The sequence below is a fragment of the Parahaliea maris genome (assembly GCF_008064665.1).
Taxonomy (GTDB): Bacteria; Pseudomonadota; Gammaproteobacteria; order Pseudomonadales; family Halieaceae; genus Parahaliea; species Parahaliea maris.
This window is the reverse complement of the sequence record NZ_VRZA01000001.1, coordinates 100,445-119,593: the sequence shown is the minus strand read 5'-3', so window position 1 is coordinate 119,593 and position 19,149 is coordinate 100,445. Positions and strand designations below refer to the sequence as shown.

The 19,149-nt window shown below is 61.1% G+C and carries 15 protein-coding genes; 9 read left to right on the top strand and 6 right to left on the bottom strand.

What is annotated here, in order from left to right; all coding sequences use genetic code 11:
* Positions 1 to 77 precede the first annotated feature (77 nt).
* Positions 78 to 1,541 carry a coniferyl aldehyde dehydrogenase gene (locus tag FV139_RS00490; RefSeq protein ID WP_148066291.1) on the top strand — a complete coding sequence of 488 codons (1,464 nt, stop codon included), beginning with the start codon at positions 78 to 80 and terminating at the stop codon, positions 1,539 to 1,541.
* A 117-nt stretch (positions 1,542 to 1,658) separates the two neighbouring features.
* On the opposite strand, the gene FV139_RS00485 is transcribed toward FV139_RS00490, so the two are convergent.
* From FV139_RS00485 to FV139_RS00460, 6 genes are all read right to left on the bottom strand, one after another.
* Entirely contained in the window at positions 1,659 to 4,148 is a 2,490-nt protein-coding gene (locus FV139_RS00485) for a TonB-dependent receptor (RefSeq protein ID WP_148067013.1), read from the bottom strand.
* Positions 4,149 to 4,352: 204 nt separating this feature from the next.
* On the bottom strand, positions 4,353 to 6,497 hold the full coding sequence (locus FV139_RS00480) for a PQQ-dependent dehydrogenase, methanol/ethanol family (protein ID WP_148066290.1): 2,145 nt from the start codon (positions 6,495 to 6,497) through the stop codon (positions 4,353 to 4,355).
* Between the two features lie 10 nt (positions 6,498 to 6,507).
* Complete coding sequence (locus FV139_RS00475) at positions 6,508 to 7,293, bottom strand: HpcH/HpaI aldolase family protein (RefSeq protein WP_148066289.1); 786 nt, start codon at positions 7,291 to 7,293, stop codon at positions 6,508 to 6,510.
* A 31-nt stretch (positions 7,294 to 7,324) separates the two neighbouring features.
* Entirely contained in the window at positions 7,325 to 8,116 is a 792-nt protein-coding gene (locus tag FV139_RS00470; protein WP_148066288.1) for a 2-keto-4-pentenoate hydratase, read from the bottom strand.
* A 94-nt stretch (positions 8,117 to 8,210) separates the two neighbouring features.
* Entirely contained in the window at positions 8,211 to 9,464 is a 1,254-nt protein-coding gene (locus FV139_RS00465; RefSeq protein WP_148066287.1) for an HlyC/CorC family transporter, read from the bottom strand.
* Positions 9,465 to 9,559: 95 nt separating this feature from the next.
* Positions 9,560 to 10,360 (bottom strand): cytochrome C assembly family protein, encoded by an 801-nt coding sequence (locus FV139_RS00460; RefSeq protein ID WP_148066286.1) that lies wholly within the window; start codon positions 10,358 to 10,360, stop codon positions 9,560 to 9,562.
* 114 nt (positions 10,361 to 10,474) lie between these two features.
* On the opposite strand from FV139_RS00460, the gene ffh reads away from it, so the two are divergent.
* The 8 genes from ffh (at position 10,475) to FV139_RS00420 (ending at position 19,063) form a co-directional block, all read left to right on the top strand.
* The gene (gene ffh, locus FV139_RS00455; RefSeq protein ID WP_148066285.1) at positions 10,475 to 11,878 is read left to right on the top strand and encodes a signal recognition particle protein; all 1,404 of its coding nucleotides are present in this window, start codon (positions 10,475 to 10,477) and stop codon (positions 11,876 to 11,878) included.
* 251 nt (positions 11,879 to 12,129) lie between these two features.
* Positions 12,130 to 12,375, top strand: a complete 246-nt coding sequence (gene rpsP, locus FV139_RS00450; RefSeq protein WP_148066284.1) for a 30S ribosomal protein S16 — start codon at positions 12,130 to 12,132, stop codon at positions 12,373 to 12,375.
* Between the two features lie 13 nt (positions 12,376 to 12,388).
* Positions 12,389 to 12,967: a ribosome maturation factor RimM gene (gene rimM / locus FV139_RS00445; protein WP_148066283.1), complete on the top strand. Its 579-nt coding sequence runs from the start codon at positions 12,389 to 12,391 to the stop codon at positions 12,965 to 12,967.
* Between the two features lie 41 nt (positions 12,968 to 13,008).
* Complete coding sequence (trmD, locus tag FV139_RS00440; protein ID WP_148066282.1) at positions 13,009 to 13,773, top strand: tRNA (guanosine(37)-N1)-methyltransferase TrmD; 765 nt, start codon at positions 13,009 to 13,011, stop codon at positions 13,771 to 13,773.
* Positions 13,774 to 13,834: 61 nt separating this feature from the next.
* Positions 13,835 to 14,191 carry a 50S ribosomal protein L19 gene (gene rplS / locus FV139_RS00435; protein WP_148066281.1) on the top strand — a complete coding sequence of 119 codons (357 nt, stop codon included), beginning with the start codon at positions 13,835 to 13,837 and terminating at the stop codon, positions 14,189 to 14,191.
* A gap of 172 nt (positions 14,192 to 14,363) precedes the next feature.
* Positions 14,364 to 15,584 (top strand): cation diffusion facilitator family transporter, encoded by a 1,221-nt coding sequence (locus FV139_RS00430; RefSeq protein WP_187276329.1) that lies wholly within the window; start codon positions 14,364 to 14,366, stop codon positions 15,582 to 15,584.
* A gap of 71 nt (positions 15,585 to 15,655) precedes the next feature.
* The gene (locus tag FV139_RS00425; protein ID WP_148066279.1) at positions 15,656 to 17,389 is read left to right on the top strand and encodes a hypothetical protein; all 1,734 of its coding nucleotides are present in this window, start codon (positions 15,656 to 15,658) and stop codon (positions 17,387 to 17,389) included.
* A 120-nt stretch (positions 17,390 to 17,509) separates the two neighbouring features.
* A complete protein-coding gene (locus tag FV139_RS00420) occupies positions 17,510 to 19,063 on the top strand; it encodes a PhoX family protein (protein ID WP_148066278.1) in 1,554 nt (517 codons plus the stop codon).
* Positions 19,064 to 19,149 lie beyond the last annotated feature (86 nt).

Genomic DNA, 19,149 nt, shown 5'->3' with positions numbered 1-19,149 from the left:
GCGTGGGAGTATTGCGGCCCGTTCGGGTTACAGCTCCTGTCACAACAGCCAGATTGACTCAGGCGGGAGATAACACCATGAATACACCAGCTGTCATCAGCCCCACGGCAGAGGCCCACTCCGCGGACCACATTCGCGACGAACTGATGGAAGCCTTCGAGCTGCAGCGGCAGGCTTACCTGGCCGAGCCTTTTCCAAGCTACGCCCAGCGCAAGGAAGACCTGCTGACCCTGAAGCGGATGGTATCCGAGAATATCGATCCCATTATCGCTGCCATCAGCGAGGACTACGGCAACCGCTCCCTGCACGAGAGCAAGTTCGCGGAGATCGTCTCCGTGGTCGATGGCATTGCCGACACGCTCAAGCACCTGAAGTCCTGGATGAAGCCCCAGAAGCGCCATGTCGACAAGACCATGTATTTTGGCGCCAAAAACCGGGTCATTCCCCAGCCGCTGGGCGTCATGGGCATGATCATTCCCTGGAACTTCCCGATCAACCTGACCATCTCCCAGCTGACGGCGGCCTTCGCTGCCGGCAACCGCGCCATGGTCAAAATGTCGGAGAACTCAATCGCCCTGACCCGGCTGCTGCAGGAGCTGTCGCCGCGTTACTTCCCGAAAGAGAAACTGGTGTTCTTTGAGGAGACTGGCGGCGTCGGCATCCAGTTTTCACAGATTCCCTTCGACCTGATGATCTTTACCGGCTCCGGCCAGACCGGCCGCGCGGTGATGGCCTCGGCGGCCCGCAACCTGACCCCGGTAATCCTCGAGCTGGGTGGCAAGGCGCCGGCGGTGATCGCCCCGGACTACCCGCTGGCCAAGGCGGTCGAGCGCATCATGTTCGTCAAACAGTTCAACGCCGGGCAGATCTGTACCAACGTCGATTACGTGTTCGTGCACGAGAGCCAGCGCGAAGAGTTTGTCGCGCTGACTCGCGAGTACGTCGCCAGCCACTGCCCCGACATCAACCACGTGGATTACACCTCCATCATCGACGACCGCTCGTTCCAGCGTCTCGAGGCGACCCTGGCGGATGCCCGTGACAAGGGGGCGACGGTCATCAACCTGAGCGAGGGGCAGGAACCGAACCCGGAGCTGCGCAAAATGCCGCTGCACCTGGTGCTGGATACCACGCCGGAGATGACCATTCGCCAGCGTGAGACCTTCGGCCCGCTGCTGATGGTGCTGACCTACGACAAGCCCGAGGAAGTGCTGGAGTACGTCAATAGCAACGACCGCCCGTTGGCGCTCTATCCCTTCACCAACAACAAGGCCCTGGCCGAGATGTACATCGAGCGCATCATGTCCGGTGGCGTAACGGTGAACGATGCCCTGTTCCACGTGGCCCAGCACGACCTGCCCTTTGGCGGTGTCGGCCCTTCCGGTATGGGTCACTACCATGGCTACGAAGGCTTTGTGGCGTGCTCCAAGATGCGTCCGGTGTTCTACCAGGCCAACCGCACAGCGATGAAGCTGCTGGCGCCGCCTTACGGCAAGCTGGCCACGCGGATCCTGGATACCATGATCAAAATGAAGAGCTAGGATCAAGATAAAAAGCCAGGATCAGGATGAAAGGCTGACAAACAAAAACGGGCGCGATAATCGCGCCCGTTCAGAGAAGATAAAAAGGGAAGGGCGAGAGCTCTTCCCTTTTTTGTTTTAGAAGCGGTACATCGCCTGGATCATGTAGCTGCGAGGGCGGTCGGTCAGCTTGAAGCCGTTACCGGCCACCAGTGGCTGGTCGTTAGCGTTACCAGTGGTAGTGCGCTCATCGGTCAGGTTCTTGCCGATCAATGCTACTTCCCAGTCTCCCGCGACGTTACCCAGAGCCACACGCAGATCGTACTTGGTGAAGGACTCCTGGTAGGCGTAGACCGGGTCGAGGTCGGAGGCTACGAACTGATCATCGGCGTAGTTGATGTTCAGAACAAAGCGGGCTTCCAGGGACTCAGCAACCGGTTGCACGTAGTTGAAGTTCAGGTTGTAGGACCACTCGGGGGAGAACACGTTGGTGTCACCTCCCGCATCGCGATAGGCGCCGGGCGTACCGAAATCAACGCAGCCACCGCGGACGTCGTCAGCCGGGCTGGCCCAGCAGGGAGCATTGGGCCACTCGGCGTAGCTGGCGTCGAGGTAGCTGCCGGCAAAGCGCACGGTCAGCTCTTCGGTCGCCGCCCAGTTCACATCCACCTCTACGCCCTGGGACTCGATCTCCGCTGCGTTCTGGACAAAGAAGCCCGTGGCGCCGTCGAAGATGTTCACCTGGTAGTCTTCCACGGTGCTGTAGAAGGCCGTGGCGTTGAAGGTCATGGTGTTGTCGAGCAGGTAGGCCTTGATGCCGAGCTCGTAGTTTTCCGCAGTTTCCTCGTCGTACTCGAACAGCGGGTTATCGGTGGTCAGCAGGAAGCGACCGTCGAAACCGCCGCCCTTGGTACCGGTCGACGCCGTGGCAAACACCATGATGTCCTGGGTCAGGTCGTGCTCCAGGGTGAGCTGCCAGTTCCAGTCCTGTTCCTTGCGCTTGCGGTTCTGGATGTCGTGCTCGTAGGTACCCAGCAGCTGCTGGTAGATGAGCTCGGTGATCTGGCCGCCGGTGATGCCGCCCAGGTCGACGCTGCCGAAACCGTTGAGAAAGGCGTCGTAATCTTCCGGGGTATCGCCAAACGCGATGCTGCCCGCGGGCAGGCCAGCCAGGGCGCTGAAGTCCCAGCCGCCGCCGAAGTATTTGTCGAGTACGTGGCCGGCGGTCTTCTCTTCTTCAAAGTAGCGCAGGCCTACGGTCAGGCGGGTCGTGTCGGTGAAGCTGTAGGTGGTGGAGCCAAATACCGCCCACATGTCCTGTTCCTGGTCCATGGTGTACTCGCGGGCCAGGTTGGGTACCAGCAGCGGGCTGGGTACGCCCAGCATCTGGTAAGCCATGGTGGTGCCAAAGCTGTCGCGGGCGTTATAGGTCAGGTCGCTCTCGTGGTAGTACATGCCCACGATGTAGTCGAGCTTTTCGCCGCCGGGGGAGGTCAGGCGAATCTCCTGGCTGAACTGGTCGTAGTCTTCGCGGGCGTCGGCCTGGGTCAGGGGCAGGGCAGCGAAGTCGCAGTCACAGATGTCCCGGTACTCGTACTGGGCGTAGCCGGTGATGGCGGTCAGGGTGTGGTCACCCATGCCCCAGTCCAGGGTCAGGGTGCCGATATCCATCTCGTTGGTGTTGCCTTCCTCGAGGTCGGGGAAGCCCGGCAGGCCGGCAAACACAGGGAGAACCTGGCCCAGCAGTTCGCCGCCATCGTTGACCACGGCGCGTTCGTCGTCGTATTTCTCCAGGCCATTACCGCCGGTGGCGGCGGCCACCAGGGCCTGGTTCAGGTCGCTGAATCCCTGGGCACCCGCATTGAAGGGGTTAAAGGTAGAGAGCTGGGAAGTCGTGCCACTCGCATCGAACTGGCTGTTCTCCCACTTGCCGGTCACGGTGAGGTTGTCGGTTGCGTCCCAGGCTAACTGCACACGTACGGTGGTGTCCTCGCGCGATGGTTCGTCATCGCCGGTGATGACGTTATCCAGGTAGCCGTCGGTCTCGTAACCACGAGCCGAGATGCGGCCGCTCAGGGTGTCGGTGATGGGGCCGGACAGGTAGCCGTTCAGCTCTTTTTCACCGTAGGAGCCATAGGTCGCATTGACCATGCCTTCCAGCTCCTGGGTCGGCTTGGCGGTGATCAGGCTGATGGCGCCGCCGATGGTGTTCTTGCCGAACAGGATGGACTGGGGTCCGCGCAGTACTTCCACCCGCTCAAGGTCCATGAAGGGGGAGCGAGAAAGCTGGTGCCGCCCCATGTAGATGCCGTCGTGGAAGATCGACACCGACTGTTCCATGCCCTGGTTGGCGCCGGGGGTGCCGATACCGCGTATGAAGATGAAGTTACCGATGGGGTTCTGGGCGATGGTCACTGCGGGCATGTCGACAGCGAAGTCTTCGCCGCGGGTGATGTTCATTTCCTGGATCGATTCACCGCTCATGGCGACCATGGAGATCGGCACATCCTGCAGGCTCTCTGCCCGCTTGGTGGCGGTTACGACCACTTCTTCCAGCTGTTGGGCGGAGGCGCCATGGGCGACCAACAGTCCTACGGCGATGGCAGAAAGTTTTGACAGGGGTTTCATTGGTTGCGTCACGGGATTCCCTCTTTACATTTTTAGGTTGGGACAGCAAGGCTTTACTCGCGCCTGCGTTAGCGCGGTGAGTGGCAGGCTACGGCAATACGACTCCAGGCTCTGTCACGCCGGCGACAAAGCTGGTGAATTTATAGGCACTGGTAACCGAAAGGAGGCTGTCCCGCCACCGGCTCGGTGGCGGGCGCAGTATGCTTATTTCCCGGTGCTTTCGCCACCTTCTTCTGCGCGACTCGCGTCCTGCTTGAGCAGTTCGCTGCGCCAGTGGTGGCTGCGGGAAATGATGTACTGGCGGATGCTTTCCACCTGGTCAGGCTCGAGAATGCCACCGAAGGGCGGCATGCCCTTATTGGAGCGCAGGCCAAACACAATGGGCAGGAAGTCCTTGTGCTGCTGCTCGCCGAGATAGCGCAGGTCGGGGATGATATCGGCGCTCATGGCGGACAGGCCGTGGCATACGCCGCAGTGCAGGGCGAACAGTTCACCGCCCTCGGCAAGCGTTGCCTCATCTGCTTCAAGTGGCGGCGGGTTGGGCAGTTCGATCGTGCGGCGTTTGACCGGCGGCAGGTCCGCCTTGCCGCCGAGCTTGAACACGTACAGGCGGGAGTCGTTCACCACGTGGGTGCGGTAGGCCAGGGCGCCGAAGGTGATGGGGAAGGCGCCGCCCCAACCCACGTTGAAGGCAATGTACTGTTCGCCGTCCACGGAGTAGCTGATGGGGCCCGCACCGACACCGCTGGACACCGGTTGCTCCCAGAGTTTCTCACCGGTATCGGCGGCGTAGGCCAGGACCCGGCCATCCGCAGTGCCCTGGAATACCAGGTTACCGGCGGTGCTCAGGGTGCCGCCGTTGGCGATGTGTTCGTAAGGCTGGCTCCAGCGCTCCTCCTGTTTGACCGGGTCCCAGGCCAGCAGTTTACCGCGGTAGATGCCGGCCAGCTGTTCGATTTCCTCGATTGTCTCCGGCACTTTGGGGACCACAAGGCCCAGGTTGGGCACGCCGGCCTGGGGGGGCTTGGCGTCCATTTCCGTGAGCGGCTCGAAGTACTCCATGGTCACCTGCTGGGGAATGTAGACCAGGCCTGTATCGGGGTTGTAGCTCATCGGGTTCCAGTTGTGGGCACCCTGGGAGCCGGGGAACACGATCTTTGGTTCGCTGCCCTTGCTCCAGTAGTCTGCCGCTTCCATGTCAAAGATGGGGCGGCCGGTTTCGGGGTCGATACCCTTGGCCCAGGTCAGCTTGCCGTAGGCCTCTGCTGACAGGAACTCGCCAGTAGCGGCATCAAGTACGTAGAAGAAGCCGTTCTTGGGTGCCTGCATCACGACCCGGCGCGGCTTGCCAGCGAATTCCAGGGTGGTGACGATGATGTGCTGGGTGGCGGTGTAGTCCCAGGCGTCACCGGGGGTAGTCTGGTAGTGCCATACGTACTCGCCGGTGTCCGGGCGAATGGCCACGATGGAGGAGACGAACAGATTGTCGCCCTTGGCTTCCGAGCGCAGCATCGGGTTCCAGAAGGAGGCATTGCCCACCCCGATGTACAGCAGGTCCAGGTCCGGGTCGTAGGCCATGGAGTCCCACACGGTGCCGCCGCCACCCTGCTTCCAGTAGTTGTCGCCGTGCCAGGTCTTGCGAATCATGCTGATGGTGTCGGATTCGTCACCCTTGGCAGGGTCTCCCGGTACGGTAAAGAAGCGCCAGGCCTGCTTGCCGGTTTCGGTGTCGTAGGCGGTGATGTAGCCCCGTACGCCAAATTCTGCGCCGCCGTTGCCGATGATCACCTTACCCTTGACGATACGCGGGGCGCCGGTGATGGTGTAGTTGCGGTCGGGGTCGACCAGCGTGTTGACGGACCAGACCAGTTCGCCGGTGCTGGCGTCGAGCGCTTCCAGGCGACCGTCGTACACCCCCACAAAGACCTTGTCACCCCACACGGCGACGCCGCGGTTGGCCGCATCGCAGCAGCCCCGGCCCTGGATGCCGCGCCAGACTTTGGGGTCGTAGCGCCACAGTTCCTCGCCGGTTTTGGCGTCCAGGGCGAACACCATGCTGTAGGCGCCGGTGGTGTACATCACACCGTCGACCACGATGGGGGTCGCTTCAACCACGCGGTCAACTTCGTATTTGTAGCTCCAGGCGAGCCCCAGGTTGTCGACGTTGTCGTCGGTAACCTGCTTCAGGGGAGAGTAGCGTTCCTCGCCGTAGTTGCGGCCGGTACTCATCCAGTTGCCGGGCTCGCTGTCAGCCTTGACCAGGCGCTCTTCAGTGACCGCCTTACCCTGGGCGGAGGCCGCCAGGCAGGAGGCCAGTAGCAGCGGGGCAATCTTTCTTATTGTGGTCATGGTGTTCCTCTTAGTACACGGCCTTTTTCTGGTTGTCGTTCTGTTCACCGCTGGCGGTGGTCAGCGCCTGCTGGGCGCCGCTGCGGAAGAAGCTGATATCGGTGCCGGCGGAGGCGAAGGCAAAACCGTTGTTGATCGCCATGTGCGCCATCTCGGCAGTGTAGCCAAACATGCCGGCGGCGATACCGGCGCTGCGGGTGGCGGCCAGGATGCGTTCGATGGCCGCGGTAAACACTGGATTTTCGAAATCCCCCGGCGCCAGGCCCAGACCGTAACAGAGGTCCATGGGGCCGACGAACAGGGCATCCACGCCCTCGGTGGCGGCGATGGCCTCCACGTTGGCCAGGCCCTCGTCGGTTTCGATCATGGCGATGCAGGCAATCTGTTCGTTGGCCGTTGCCAGGTAATTGAAGCCTTCGATCATGGCGTCACGCAGGGGGCCGCAGGAGCGGGTGCCGGCTGGCGGATAGCGGCAGGCGGAGGCGGCCCGTCGGGCGTCTTCGGCGCTGTTGACCATAGGCACGATCACACCGTGAGCGCCTGCATCCAGTACCTTGCCGATCTGTTCCGGCTGGTTGGCCGCAACGCGTATCAGGGGGGTGACCGGCTGGCCGCAGATGGCGGGCAGCAGGCGGGTCAGGTCGCCGTAGTCCATGAGGCCGTGCTGCAGGTCGAAACAGATCCAGTCAAAGCCCATGCGGGCCAGCGTTTCCGCCAGGTGGATATCGGGCAGGTTGGACCACGCGCCAAGGGAAGCTTCCCCGGCGCGCCAGTGTTGTAGTGCCTGGTTGATCATGGTGTCGCTCCTGTGAGTGCCGAGGCGTAATTCAGTCGAAGGTCAGCAGTACGTCGCCGAAGCCGTTGTCAAAGCGGGCGACCACCTCGTCACCGGCCTGTACAGGCAGGGCACGGAGGAACGAGCCGGACAGAATCACATCGCCGGGCTCGAAGGTAACGCCAAATTCCGACAGCTTGTTGGCCAGCCAGGCAACGGCGGTGAGCGGGTTGCCGAGTACAGCGTCTGAGCAGCCGGACTCGCGTACCTCGCCGTTGATCAGCAGATCGCCCCGGACGCCGCGCACGTCGAAGTCTTTCAGGTCGAGCGGGTTGCCGCCCAGGACCACGCCGCCCACGGCGGCCAGGTCGGAGATGGTGTCACGGACGGTCATACCCGGCGCCATGGCGACCCGGAAGTCCACGATCTCGATGGCGGGGAGGACGAAGTCGGTGGCGCGGATGACATCGGCCACGTTGATGCCGGGGCCCTCCAGGCGCTCCTTCATGACAAACGCAAGTTCGATTTCCACCATCGGGCTCTGCCAGTCGCTGCGCGGGGTGTGGCTGGCCTCGGGCAGAAACATATGATCCAGCATGGCGCTGTAATCGGGTTCGTCGGTGCCGGCCATTTCCTGCATGGCTTTGGAGGTCAGGCCGATCTTGTAGCCCTTGATCTTGCGGCCGTCCGCCTGGAAGCTGGCAACGACTTTCTCCTGTATGCGGTAGGCATCTTCCATCTCCAGATCGGGGTACTGGGCGCTGAGGAGGGGGATTTGCTCACCCTGCTGGAAACACCGGTAGATCTGGGTGGCGATGGTACTGCGCAGTTCTTCTGAGAGCATGCTGACCTCACTTTATAGGGTTTTGCGAGGTTGCCGAGTGTAGCGCCGCCCTGAGGCGGCATCTGTCGCGCGCGTGACAGTCCTGCGGTGCAGTTTAGCCGGCGGAGGCCCGTACTGCCTGCACGACGTTGCCCTGTAATTCGAGGATCTCCAGGCGGTAGTCTTCTATCTTCAGGCCGGCATTGGCGTCGGGGAAGGATTCCAGGTACTCCAGAATCAGCCCGCTGAGGGTTTTGGGGCCATCGGTTGGCAGTTCCCAGTGCAGGGACTTGTTGATCTCGCGGATGTTGGCGTTGCCGGTAATGATGTAGCTGCCGTCGCGCTGGGGGAAGATGGTGTCGGCCGTGTCCACCAGGTTGGAGGTGAATTCACCGACGATCTCTTCGAGGATATCCTCCAGCGCCACCAGGCCCATCACGTCGCCGTATTCATCCACCACCACGCCCAGGCGCAGCTTGTTCTTCTGGAAGTTGAACAGCTGGGTGTGCAGCGGGGTGCTCTCGGGGATGAAGTAGGGGGTTTCCATCTCCCGCTCCAGCGCGTCGCGGTCGAGGCCCTGCTTGTCGATCACCCGGCTGATGTTGCGCATGTGCAGCACACCGACGATGTTATTGATGTCGTCGCGCCACACCGGCAGGCGGGTGTGGGAGCTGGCCTGGATGGTGCCGAGAATTTCCTCGTCCGAGTCGTCCAGGTCGATGCCGTACACATCGTTGCGCGGCACCATGATGTCATCCACCGACACCTCTTCGAGGTCGAGGATGTTCAGCAGCATGCCGCGGTGGCGGGTGGGGATGAGCTGGCCGGCCTCGGTCACGATGGTGCGCAACTCTTCCGTGGACACGTGTTCGTCGCCGCCCTTGGATGGGTCCACGCCCAGCAGGCGCAGCAGGCCGTTGGTGACACTGTTGATCAGCCACACCGCCGGGTACATCAGCTTCATCAGCGGCAGCAGGATGATGCTGGCGGGGAAGGCGACTTTCTCCGGGTGCAGGGCGGCGATGGTTTTAGGGGTGATCTCGGCGAAGATCAGGATGACCAGGGTCAGGCCGCCGGTAGCGATGGCGATGCCGGCATCGCCCCACAGGCGAATGGCGATCACCGTGGCGATAGCGGAGGCCAGGATATTGACCAGGTTATTACCGATCAGGATCAAGCCGATCAGGCGGTCGGGCCGCTGCAGCAGTTTGCTGGCCCGGCGCGCTCCGCGATGCTTGTTTTTCCTGAGGTGTTTCAGCCGGTAGCGGTTCAGGGACATCATGCCGGTTTCGGAACTGGAGAAGAAACCGGAAAGCAAAATGAGGACTACCAGAACTGAGCTTAAAAGACCCAGCGGTGCTTCGTTCAAGTCAGGAAAAAACCCTTGGTAATGAGCAAACGGCTATCTTGAAGAAAAAGCCCGGGCGGGGCAAGCCTGTTTGCGGCGTGAATGGAGGGGCTGGATTAGCGCTGGAGGATGAGTTCCAGCACCAGTTTGGAGCCGAAAAACGCCAGCATCAGCGCCAGGAATCCCGCCAGGGTCAGGCGCACCGCCGTCTGGCTGCGCCAGCCCAGCTGGTAGTGGCCCCACAGCAGGGACGAGAAAGTCATCCACGCCACGATGGTCAGCACCGTCTTGTGGACCAGGTGCTGGGCGAACAGGTCTTCCACAAAAATGAAGCCGGTGACAATCGCCACCGTCAGCAGGATCACGCCCACCCACAGCAGTTCAAACAGCATGGCTTCCATGCGTTGCAGCGGCGGCAGCCATTTTACGATGCCGCCCGGGTGGCGTTCGTGCAGTTGCCGGTCCTGTACGGCCAGTACACCGGCCTGGACTGCGGCCAGGGTGAGTACGGCATAGGCGATGATCGAACTGGCCACATGTATAAGCAGGCCGTGGCCGAGGTGGCTGGCGTGCTCGGTCTGGGGGCCGAGGCTGGATACCATGACCGCGACGGCGGACAGTGGAAACAGCACCAGCAGCAGGTTGTGAAGTGGCCTTTTCAGCGCAATCGCCACCACGCAGGCAATATTGACGGCCAGGAACACCAGTGCAGCCACCTTGTAAAAGCCCAGGTGGACCCCGTCCTCGGTGCTGATACTGTCCCAGGCCACGAGCGCGTGACAGGCCATGGCCAGTACCGCGATGCTGACTGGCAGGCGGCTCGCGTTGGTGCCGCGTTGCGCCAGCGCAACGAGCTGCATCCCGGTCGCCACCAGGTAGAGCAGGGCGGCCAGGGTGGCTATCAGAGGTAATGGCATGAGTTTGGGGGATGGGCCCGGGTGGCGTATACTTCGGCCCTTTGTACCGATTTGTCCCCGCGGAATCAATAGCATTGGCTGCTCCGCGGCAGCTTCCATTCAAGAGTTTTGTCCATGTTCCAGAGTTTGTCCGATCGCCTGTCCAACAGCCTGCGCAATATCACCGGCAAAGCGCGGCTGACTGATGAAAATATCCAGGACACCCTGCGTGAAGTGCGTATGGCCCTGCTGGAAGCCGACGTGGCCCTGCCGGTGGTCAAGCAATTCGTGGAGTCGGTCAAGCAGCGCGCCCTCGGTCAGGAGGTCATGTCGAGCCTGAGCCCGGGGCAGGCCTTCCTGAAAATCGTGCAGGCGGAACTGGAATCCGTCATGGGCAGCGCCAACGAAGGGCTTAACCTGGCGGTCCAGCCACCGGCGGTGATCCTGATGGCTGGCCTGCAGGGCGCCGGTAAGACCACCTCCGTGGGCAAGCTGGCCAAGCTGCTGAAAGAGCGCGACAAGAAGTCGGTAACCGTGGTCAGTGCCGACGTCTACCGCCCGGCGGCGATCAAGCAGCTGGAGACCCTGGCCGCCGAGGTAGGTGTGGATTTCTTCCCCAGCCAGCCAGACCAGAAACCGGTGGACATTGCCCGCGCGGCGGTGGACCACGCCAAAATCAAATTCTCCGACGTGCTGATCGTCGATACCGCCGGCCGCCTCACGGTGGATGAGGCCATGATGGCCGAGATCACCGAGCTGAATAAGGTGCTCAACCCGGCGGAGACCCTGTTTGTGGTCGACGCCATGACCGGCCAGGACGCCGCCAATACCGCCAAAGCCTTCGGCGAGGCCCTGCCCCTGACCGGGGTGATCCTGACCAAGGTGGACGCCGACAGCCGCGGTGGTGCCGCCCTGTCCGTGCGCACCGTGACCGGCAAGCCCATCAAGTTCCTCGGTGTGGGCGAAAAAACCGCTGCCCTGGATCCCTTCCACCCCGACCGCCTGGCCTCCCGGATCCTGGGCATGGGCGACATGTTGTCGCTGATCGAGGAAGCGGAGCAGAAGGTCGACCGGGCGAAAGCGGAGAAACTGGCGCGCAAGGTCAAGAAGGGCCAGCGCTTCGACCTCGAGGACTTTCGCGACCAGCTGCAGCAGATGAACAATATGGGCGGTATTACCGGCATGCTCGACAAGCTGCCGGGCATGGGCAACATGGCGCAGATGGCCCAGCAGAACCTGGATATGAAACAGTTCGTCCGTATGGAGGCCATGATCAATTCCATGACCCCCATGGAGCGCCGCAAGCCTGAGCTGATCTCCGGTTCCCGCAAGCGCCGTATCACCCAGGGCTCCGGCACCCAGGTGCAGGACCTCAATCGCCTGCTGAAGCAGCACAAGCAGATGCAGAAAATGATGAAGAAGATGAAAGGCGGCGGCATGGAGAAGATGATGCGCGGCCTTGGTGGTATGGGGGGCGGCATGGGGGGCGGTGGCGGTATGATGCCCCCCGGCGGAGGCGGTGGTTTTCCCTTCCGTTAAGCGGCCCTGAGAGGCTGGTTTCGCCCTGCCGGGGGCGGCCAGCCCCGGCCCGCCAGCCCCCGCTGCCGGGTATCCCGCCCGATTTCCGGCTAAACCCCCGAAAACACTGCAAAATTTCTGCCTGAAGGGGTTTTACTACAGCCCCAATTTCCGTATGATACGCCACCTTTCCGGCCCCGGTGCCGGTGTTTGCCGTGGAATTTTGGCGGGTTCGCCTTAATTTCCCTTTATTTTTCAGGAATTTACGGAATATGGTAACTATTCGTTTGTCTCGTGGCGGTGCCAAGAAGCGCCCGTTCTACCACCTGACCGTGGCTGACAGCCGCAACTCTCGCAACGGCCGCTTCATCGAGCGCGTGGGCTTTTTCAACCCGGTCGCCCGTGGTCAGGAACAGCGTCTGCGCATCGACACCGACCGCATCGAGTACTGGCAGGGCCAGGGCGCCCAGCTGTCCGAGCGCGTTGCCAAGCTGCTGAAGGACAACGCTGCAGCCTGATAAGGCCGTCGGAATGGGTGATCTCGCCACCAGTGAGCTGTTGGTCGTCGGCAAGATAACCGGCTGCTACGGTATCAAGGGCTGGGTGAAGATCCACTCGTTTACTGACCCCCAGGAAAATTTCCTGAATTACGGGGGTTGGGTGTTGCGGCGTCGCGGGGGCACTGAGCCCATCGAATTCGACGCCGGCAAGCGCCAGGGTAAAGGGCTCGTGGCCCATATCCGGGGCGTTGATGACCGCACTGCCGCGGAGAGTTTCCGCGGTCTGGAGGTGGCGGTCGCTGCCGACAGCCTGCCGGCGCTGGAAGAAGGTGACTTCTACTGGCACCAGCTGGAAGGTCTTGAGGTCTGGTGTACTGCCAAAGAAGGTACCAACAAAGGTGCTGAAGAAGGTACTGACGGGGGAGAGGTCCTGCTGGGCAGGGTCGACTACCTGATCGAGACCGGCGCCAACGATGTGTTGGTGGTGAAGGCTTCAGACGGCAGTATTGATGACAGGGAGCGCCTGATCCCCTACCTGCCCGGCGACGTGGTGACCCGGGTGGATTTAGAAGCAGGCAGATTGGAGGTGGACTGGTTCCTCGAAGAGTAGGGGCTGGCCGCCAGGAAAGGACATCAGAAGGGCAGGGCACGATGCATATTGCACTGGTAAGCCTGTTCCCGGAAATGTTCGCCGCAGTGACCGAACACGGAGTGACGGGCAGGGCGGTAAAGCAGGGGCTGGTGGCGGTGCGCCACAGCAACCCGCGCGACTACACCGTGGACAAGCACCGCACGGTGGACGACAGGCCCTACGGCGGTGGCCCGGGCATGTTGATGAAAATCGATCCCTTGCAGCAGGCCATTGCCGCTGCCAGGGAGCAGGCGGAGCAGGAGACCGGCGCCAGCGCCCACGTGGTCTACCTCTCGCCCCAGGGCAGGCGCTTCGACCACTCCCGGGCGGTGGAGCTGGCGCAGAAAGACGCGCTGATCCTGGTAGCCGGTCGCTATGAGGGCGTGGATGAGCGCCTGATAGAAACCGAGGTGGATGAGGAACTCTCCATCGGTGATTACGTACTAACAGGTGGCGAGCTGGCCGCCATGGTGGTGATCGATGCGGTCACGCGCCAGCTGCCCGGAGTGCTGGGGCACGAGGCTTCGGCGGAGGAAGACTCCTACGCCAACGGCTTGCTGGACTGCCCGCACTACACCCGGCCCGAGGATTACCAGGGCAGGGTGGTACCGGAAGTATTGCTCAGTGGGGATCACGAGAAGATCCGCCGCTGGCGCCTGAAACAGGCCCTGGGCCGGACGCTGGAGCGCCGCCCCGACCTGCTCGAAGGCAGGGCGATGTCGCCCGAGGAAGTGGAACTACTGGCCGAATACCGCAGTGAGCGGGCGGCCCCAAACGAACACTGAAACACTGATTTAAATGATCGCTAGCTGTGAAGCTACGAGTTTGATACGACAGGAGCACACCATGAGCACCAACAAGATTATCTCTCAGCTGGACGCTGAACAGATGCAAAAAGAACTGCCTGAGTTCAGCCCGGGTGACACCGTGGTTGTGCAGGTAAAAGTAAAGGAAGGCAACCGCGAGCGTCTGCAGGCCTTCGAAGGCGTTGTGATCGGCAAGCGTAACCGCGGCCTGAACTCTGCTTTCACTGTACGCAAGATCTCCCACGGTGTGGGCGTTGAGCGTACTTTCCAGACCTACAGCCCGCTGGTTGACAGCATCAGCGTCAAGCGTCGCGGCGACGTACGTCAGGCCAAGCTGTACTACCTGCGCGAGCTGAGCGGCAAGGCTGCTCGCATCAAGGAAAAGCTGGCCAACTAAGCCTCTTCCAGCTCCCCTTTTCAAAGCGGCCCCAGTGGCCGCTTTTTTCGTTGTACGCTGGCTTCTTCTCTCCGGCATCAGTCACCGCTTGTTCATCCTAGCGTCACGTTTTAGCCATTAATTCTTAATGCTTTGCGGGCACCCTGTTGCGGGTCTGTGTCCGGAGAGCCCCGTGTCCCTGTTGCGCCATCTAAAACTGTTTTCCTGTGCCGATGAGGGCGCAAGGGTGACCCTCGTGGGCGCTGCGCTGGACACCCTGATAGGTCTGCTGAAACTGCTTGCCGGTCTGTTGGGCCATTCGTCGGCACTGGTCGCAGACGGCTTGCACTCTCTCTCCGATGCAGCCTCGGATCTGGTGGTGGTGGTGGCGCACAATCTGTCGCAGCGCGCGCCCAGCGAGCGCTTCGCCTACGGTTTCCAACGTGCCGAGACCCTCGGGGTCCTGTTCATCGGACTCTTGTTGCTGGGTTTTGCCCTTGGCCTTGCCGGGCAGAGTGCGCTGACGTTGTGGCGAGGAGCTGAGCCGGTGGCACCGGGCCTGCTGACCATTGGCCTGGCCGTGGTTTGCCTGCTGGTTAAAGAAGCCTATTACCACGTCAGCCTCGCGGTTGGACGGCGTCTCGAGTCACAGCTACTGATTGCCAATGCCCAGCACAGCCGCACGGATGTCTACACCTCGCTGCTGGTGGTGGCCGGGTTGCTGGCGGTCAGTTCCGGCTGGTACTGGCTGGATCCGCTGATGGCCCTGTTCATCGCCGGTATGGTTCTGCGCGTGGCACTGGGGTTCCTGGTGGACGCAGTCAGCGAGTTGATGGAGGCCAACCTGCCCGACGAAGAGCGGGCGAGGGTGATCAACAGCCTGCGCTCGGTGCCCGGGGTGCTGGGCTGCCATGAGCTGAGAGGCCGCCGTGTGGGACGGTCGTACCTGTTGGAATGCCATGTGGAAGTTGATGCCACCTGCAGTGTGTCCGAGGGACACCAGATTGGCGCCGCCGCTGCGGACTGTGTGCGCGGCCACTGCGACATGGTCCGGGATATCTCCGTCCATATAGACCCCCAGGGGCTGCAGGACGGGCACCTGGAGCCCTTGCCCTGGCCCGGTCGGGCGGAGGTACTGCAGACCTTCCGCGGACTGTGCGCCGATCTGTCCCTACAGGTGGACAGCGTGCGAACCCGCTTGCATTACACCGACTCGGGCCTGCAAGTGGACCTGGTCTGCCAGCTGCAGGGTAGTGCGGAGCCTCGCCTGCCTGGCGAGCTGCAGCACCGCCTGCAGTCCCTGGTGGAGCGTGAAGTCTGGCTGGATGCAGTCCATCCGGCATTTATTCCTGCGCCGGCGGGCGCCAACCGACGGGTAGTCTACCTCGCTGCCGAGAGGGAAATGAGAGGCTGACATCCGCGCGTCACAGTAACGACATATTTGGGACGTACTATCGCTGCCTCAGCCACACAGGAGACAGGTACGTGAAACGCCCCAGCGCAAAGCTCATCGCTCTACTGCTTACCACCGGACTCGCATCTGGACTTGCCACTGCCGCCCGTGCGGTTGACGCCGAGGAGAACCTGCCCGAGGCCTGGTTTGCCCAGCAGGGCACGATGGAGAAACTGCGCGAGGAAACCGGCGTCCGCCCGCCGAAACCGGACCAGCATCCCGTGGCAGCCATGTACAACCGGGAAGCGATCATTCCGCCCCAGTGTTACACCCGGACCGAAGGCAAACACAACCCCTGCTATGTCTGCCACCAGGATGCCCTCCCGGGTCGCGAGAACGTCATGAATGATCGCGACCTGCAGGAGGCCTACAGTTTCAGCGACCTCGGCCAGACCAATCACTGGGCCAACCTGTTTCGCGACCGGGCGCAGCGGGTAGCGGGTATATCCGATCGGGAAATTCTCGACTGGGTAGACGATGACAACTACAGCGACCTGCAGCCACGTCTGCAAGCGGCCGGGTTCAAGGGCTGGATACCGGACCTGGAAAATCTCGAAGAGCGTGCCGATGCTTTTGACGAGCAGGGTATTGCCAGAGACGGCAGTGGCTGGGTGGCCTTCAACTACAAGCCCTTCCCCAGTACCTTCTGGCCCACCAACGGCTCCACCGACGACGTGATGATTCGCCTGCCTGCGATCTACCGGGAAGATGCAAAAGGCGAGCCCTCCCGGGCCGTGTACCAGGCCAACCTGGCGATCCTCGAGGCCAACATCAAGGAGCTGGGCAGCATTACCACTGCACCACTGGATGAGCGTGAACTGGGTGTCGACCTCAATGGTGACGGAGCACTCGCGGTAATTACCGAAATCACAGACGTGAGTCGCTACGTCGGTGCTGCCCGGGAGCAGTACCTGGAGCCCTTTCTCTACCCGAAGGGCACCGAGTTCCTGCATACCGTGCGCTATCTCGGCATGGATGACGAAGGGCGCATTGGTGTCTCCCGGCGCATGAAAGAAGTTCGCTACATGAAGAAGTGGCAGGCTTACAACAAGCCGACCCTGGCGCGCTACTACGAGGAAGAGGCTTTTGAGAAGGAAGCGGGTTTCCTGCCGGGCTATACCCGTCTGGGAGACTGGGGGCTCGACAATGGTTCCGGCTGGTCCATACAGGGCTTTATCGAAAACCGCGAAGGCAAATTGCGCGTGGCGACCCACGAGGAGAACACCTTTTGCATGGGCTGTCACAGCTCCATCGGCTCAACCATCGATAAAACCTTCAGTTTCGCCCGCAAGATCGACGGTGCCGCTGGCTGGGGATATATCAACCTGAAGGGTATGCCCGATGCGCCCAACGTGGGGGAGTTCGAGGGCGAGTTTCTCACCTATTTTCGCCGCGCTGGTGGTGGCGACGAGTTTCGCAGTAATCCGGAAGTCCTGCAGCGGTTCTTCGATGAAAACGGCAAGGTGGATGCCGACAAGGTGGCCGGGCTCGATGTCTACGACCTTATCGTTCCCTCGGCGGTCCGGGCCCTGCAGCTCAACAAGGCTTATCGGGTGATTGTCGATGAGCAGAGCTTCCTTTTCGGGAGAGATGCCACCTGGCACCCACCCATGAATGTCTATGACGCAGTCAGTAACGTGGACTCCCCCACGCTGGAGGAAACTCGGATATTCGACTGGGACATTCGCCTCGATTGGCAGGCGGCCAATGCTTCGGGCGAGGGGCGTAGCAAAACTGTTATCGCAGTGTCACAGGATGCTCACTGATCTGTCACAGTCCAACTGGATAATTTCCCTCGCCTGCAGCGCAGGCATTCCAAAGCTGCTGCATTGACAGGGGCATTGCCTGAACACAGGTGAGCCCCGCCATCACATGGAGAATTTTTGATGAACCATCGTAAAACCGCCCTGGCCGCCGGTCTGTTGGCGATTGCCTCAACTTACGCGACTGCCGGCACCCAGCCGTTCTTCACCCCGCTGACCCAGTCCTCTGCCGTTGCCACTCCGGACCACGTCAACGAAAAGAACTCTCCCTGGCAGGCCCCTGCTGGTATTTCGCAGGTCAACCTGACCAGCATGAAGGAAATTGAAGCGGACGCCGAACAATCTGTGGTTCGCGCACCCGGTCTGGGCACTGGCGCCTCCATGTGGGACATGGTGGCTTACGACCCCACTGGTGAGTACATATTCATCCCCCACGAAACCAGCCACGGTGCCGGCGTATCCCGATACAATATCGCTGAGGATTTCAATGAAGTCCTGTTCCACGGTGACTCCACTGGCGTCTGGAACAATGGCACGCAACCGACCGATTTCGGCGCCTTCGACCCTGCACGCTTCACCCCTTACGGTACGGTTATCCTCGGTGAAGAATGGTCTGGACAGGGCCGCGTGATTGAAGTCCTGAACCCTTATGCGAATCCGGCTGACATAGAAATCGTAGAGAAAGAGTCTTTTGCCAACACCTCGCAAGAAGGTATTAGTTTCGGCGTAGTAAATACCAATGTGGTGTACTATGTGGACGAAAACCATTCTGGATCCATCTACAAGTTCGTAGCACAAGACGAGCATTTCAATAATGGGGCCACTTACGTTCTCGACGTCAAAGCTTTCGACGGTGATCCCAGCAAGAACTGGAACCAGGATGAAAATGCGGGAACTGTGCGGACTGGTAAGGCGCACTGGAGAAAAATTTCCAACACCAATGGGAAGCTGACCAACGGCGTTACACAGAACCCGTTTGATAATGTAGCCCCCGAAGGCTTCGAAGGTGAGTTCCGTGCTGGCCGAATCGCTGCAGACCAGGCCGGTGCTACACCCTTTGGCCGCCCCGAAGACACCGAAATCGGCACTCTCGCCAACGGCAACGAAGTTCTATACTTCACCGCTACCTCCGAGAGCGCGGTTTACTCCGTTGAGATGGACCCGAACAACAAGAATGTAGCCACCGTCCGTGTTTTCGCCAGTGAATCTGATACGCCCAAAAACGTTGGCTTCCTGCCGACCACCGGTGTGATCAACTCGCCGGACAATCTCGCGCAAGATGGTCTGGGTAACATCTACATCATCGAAGATGCCCCCAATGGTGGCAGCGTGGGTGGCGACATCTGGTTCGTGCGGGATGCGGATGGTGATGGTGTGGCTGAATCTGTGGACCACTTCCTGAGCATTCAGGTGGATGGTGCCGAGGCCACCGGTATGGTCTTCAATCCGGCCAAGCCGACTGAATTCGTCGCTGCAGTTCAACACCCTGACACTACCGGCAGCACTGACGGTACTGGTGATGCTCTGTGGAAATTTGATATCAGTGGCGTTGTACCTCCGACCTGCGAAGACGGCCGCTACAATGAGGTCAGCGTGAACAACGAGGGTGCTATCTTCCGTACCTGCACAACCGACGATGCTGAATTCGTCAGCGAACTGGAAAACACCGCATACTAATAAGTAGTATTCCTGTCGAATCAAGGGTCGCCATGACGGCGGCCCTTTTCTTTTTCCGGCTCATAGCCGCGCGTGTTACGCTCACC

Coding starts and splice junctions, on each gene's coding strand:
- FV139_RS00460 (WP_148066286.1), bottom strand. CDS start 10,360: ATGCCATTACCTCTGATAGCCACCCTGGCCGCCCTGCTCTACCTGGTG.
- FV139_RS00470 (WP_148066288.1), bottom strand. CDS start 8,116: ATGCTCTCAGAAGAACTGCGCAGTACCATCGCCACCCAGATCTACCGG.
- trmD (WP_148066282.1), top strand. CDS start 13,009: ATGCATATTGCACTGGTAAGCCTGTTCCCGGAAATGTTCGCCGCAGTG.
- FV139_RS00480 (WP_148066290.1), bottom strand. CDS start 6,497: ATGACCACAATAAGAAAGATTGCCCCGCTGCTACTGGCCTCCTGCCTG.
- rimM (WP_148066283.1), top strand. CDS start 12,389: ATGGGTGATCTCGCCACCAGTGAGCTGTTGGTCGTCGGCAAGATAACC.
- FV139_RS00490 (WP_148066291.1), top strand. CDS start 78: ATGAATACACCAGCTGTCATCAGCCCCACGGCAGAGGCCCACTCCGCG.
- ffh (WP_148066285.1), top strand. CDS start 10,475: ATGTTCCAGAGTTTGTCCGATCGCCTGTCCAACAGCCTGCGCAATATC.
- FV139_RS00485 (WP_148067013.1), bottom strand. CDS start 4,148: ATGAAACCCCTGTCAAAACTTTCTGCCATCGCCGTAGGACTGTTGGTC.
- FV139_RS00475 (WP_148066289.1), bottom strand. CDS start 7,293: ATGATCAACCAGGCACTACAACACTGGCGCGCCGGGGAAGCTTCCCTT.
- rplS (WP_148066281.1), top strand. CDS start 13,835: ATGAGCACCAACAAGATTATCTCTCAGCTGGACGCTGAACAGATGCAA.
- FV139_RS00420 (WP_148066278.1), top strand. CDS start 17,510: ATGAACCATCGTAAAACCGCCCTGGCCGCCGGTCTGTTGGCGATTGCC.
- rpsP (WP_148066284.1), top strand. CDS start 12,130: ATGGTAACTATTCGTTTGTCTCGTGGCGGTGCCAAGAAGCGCCCGTTC.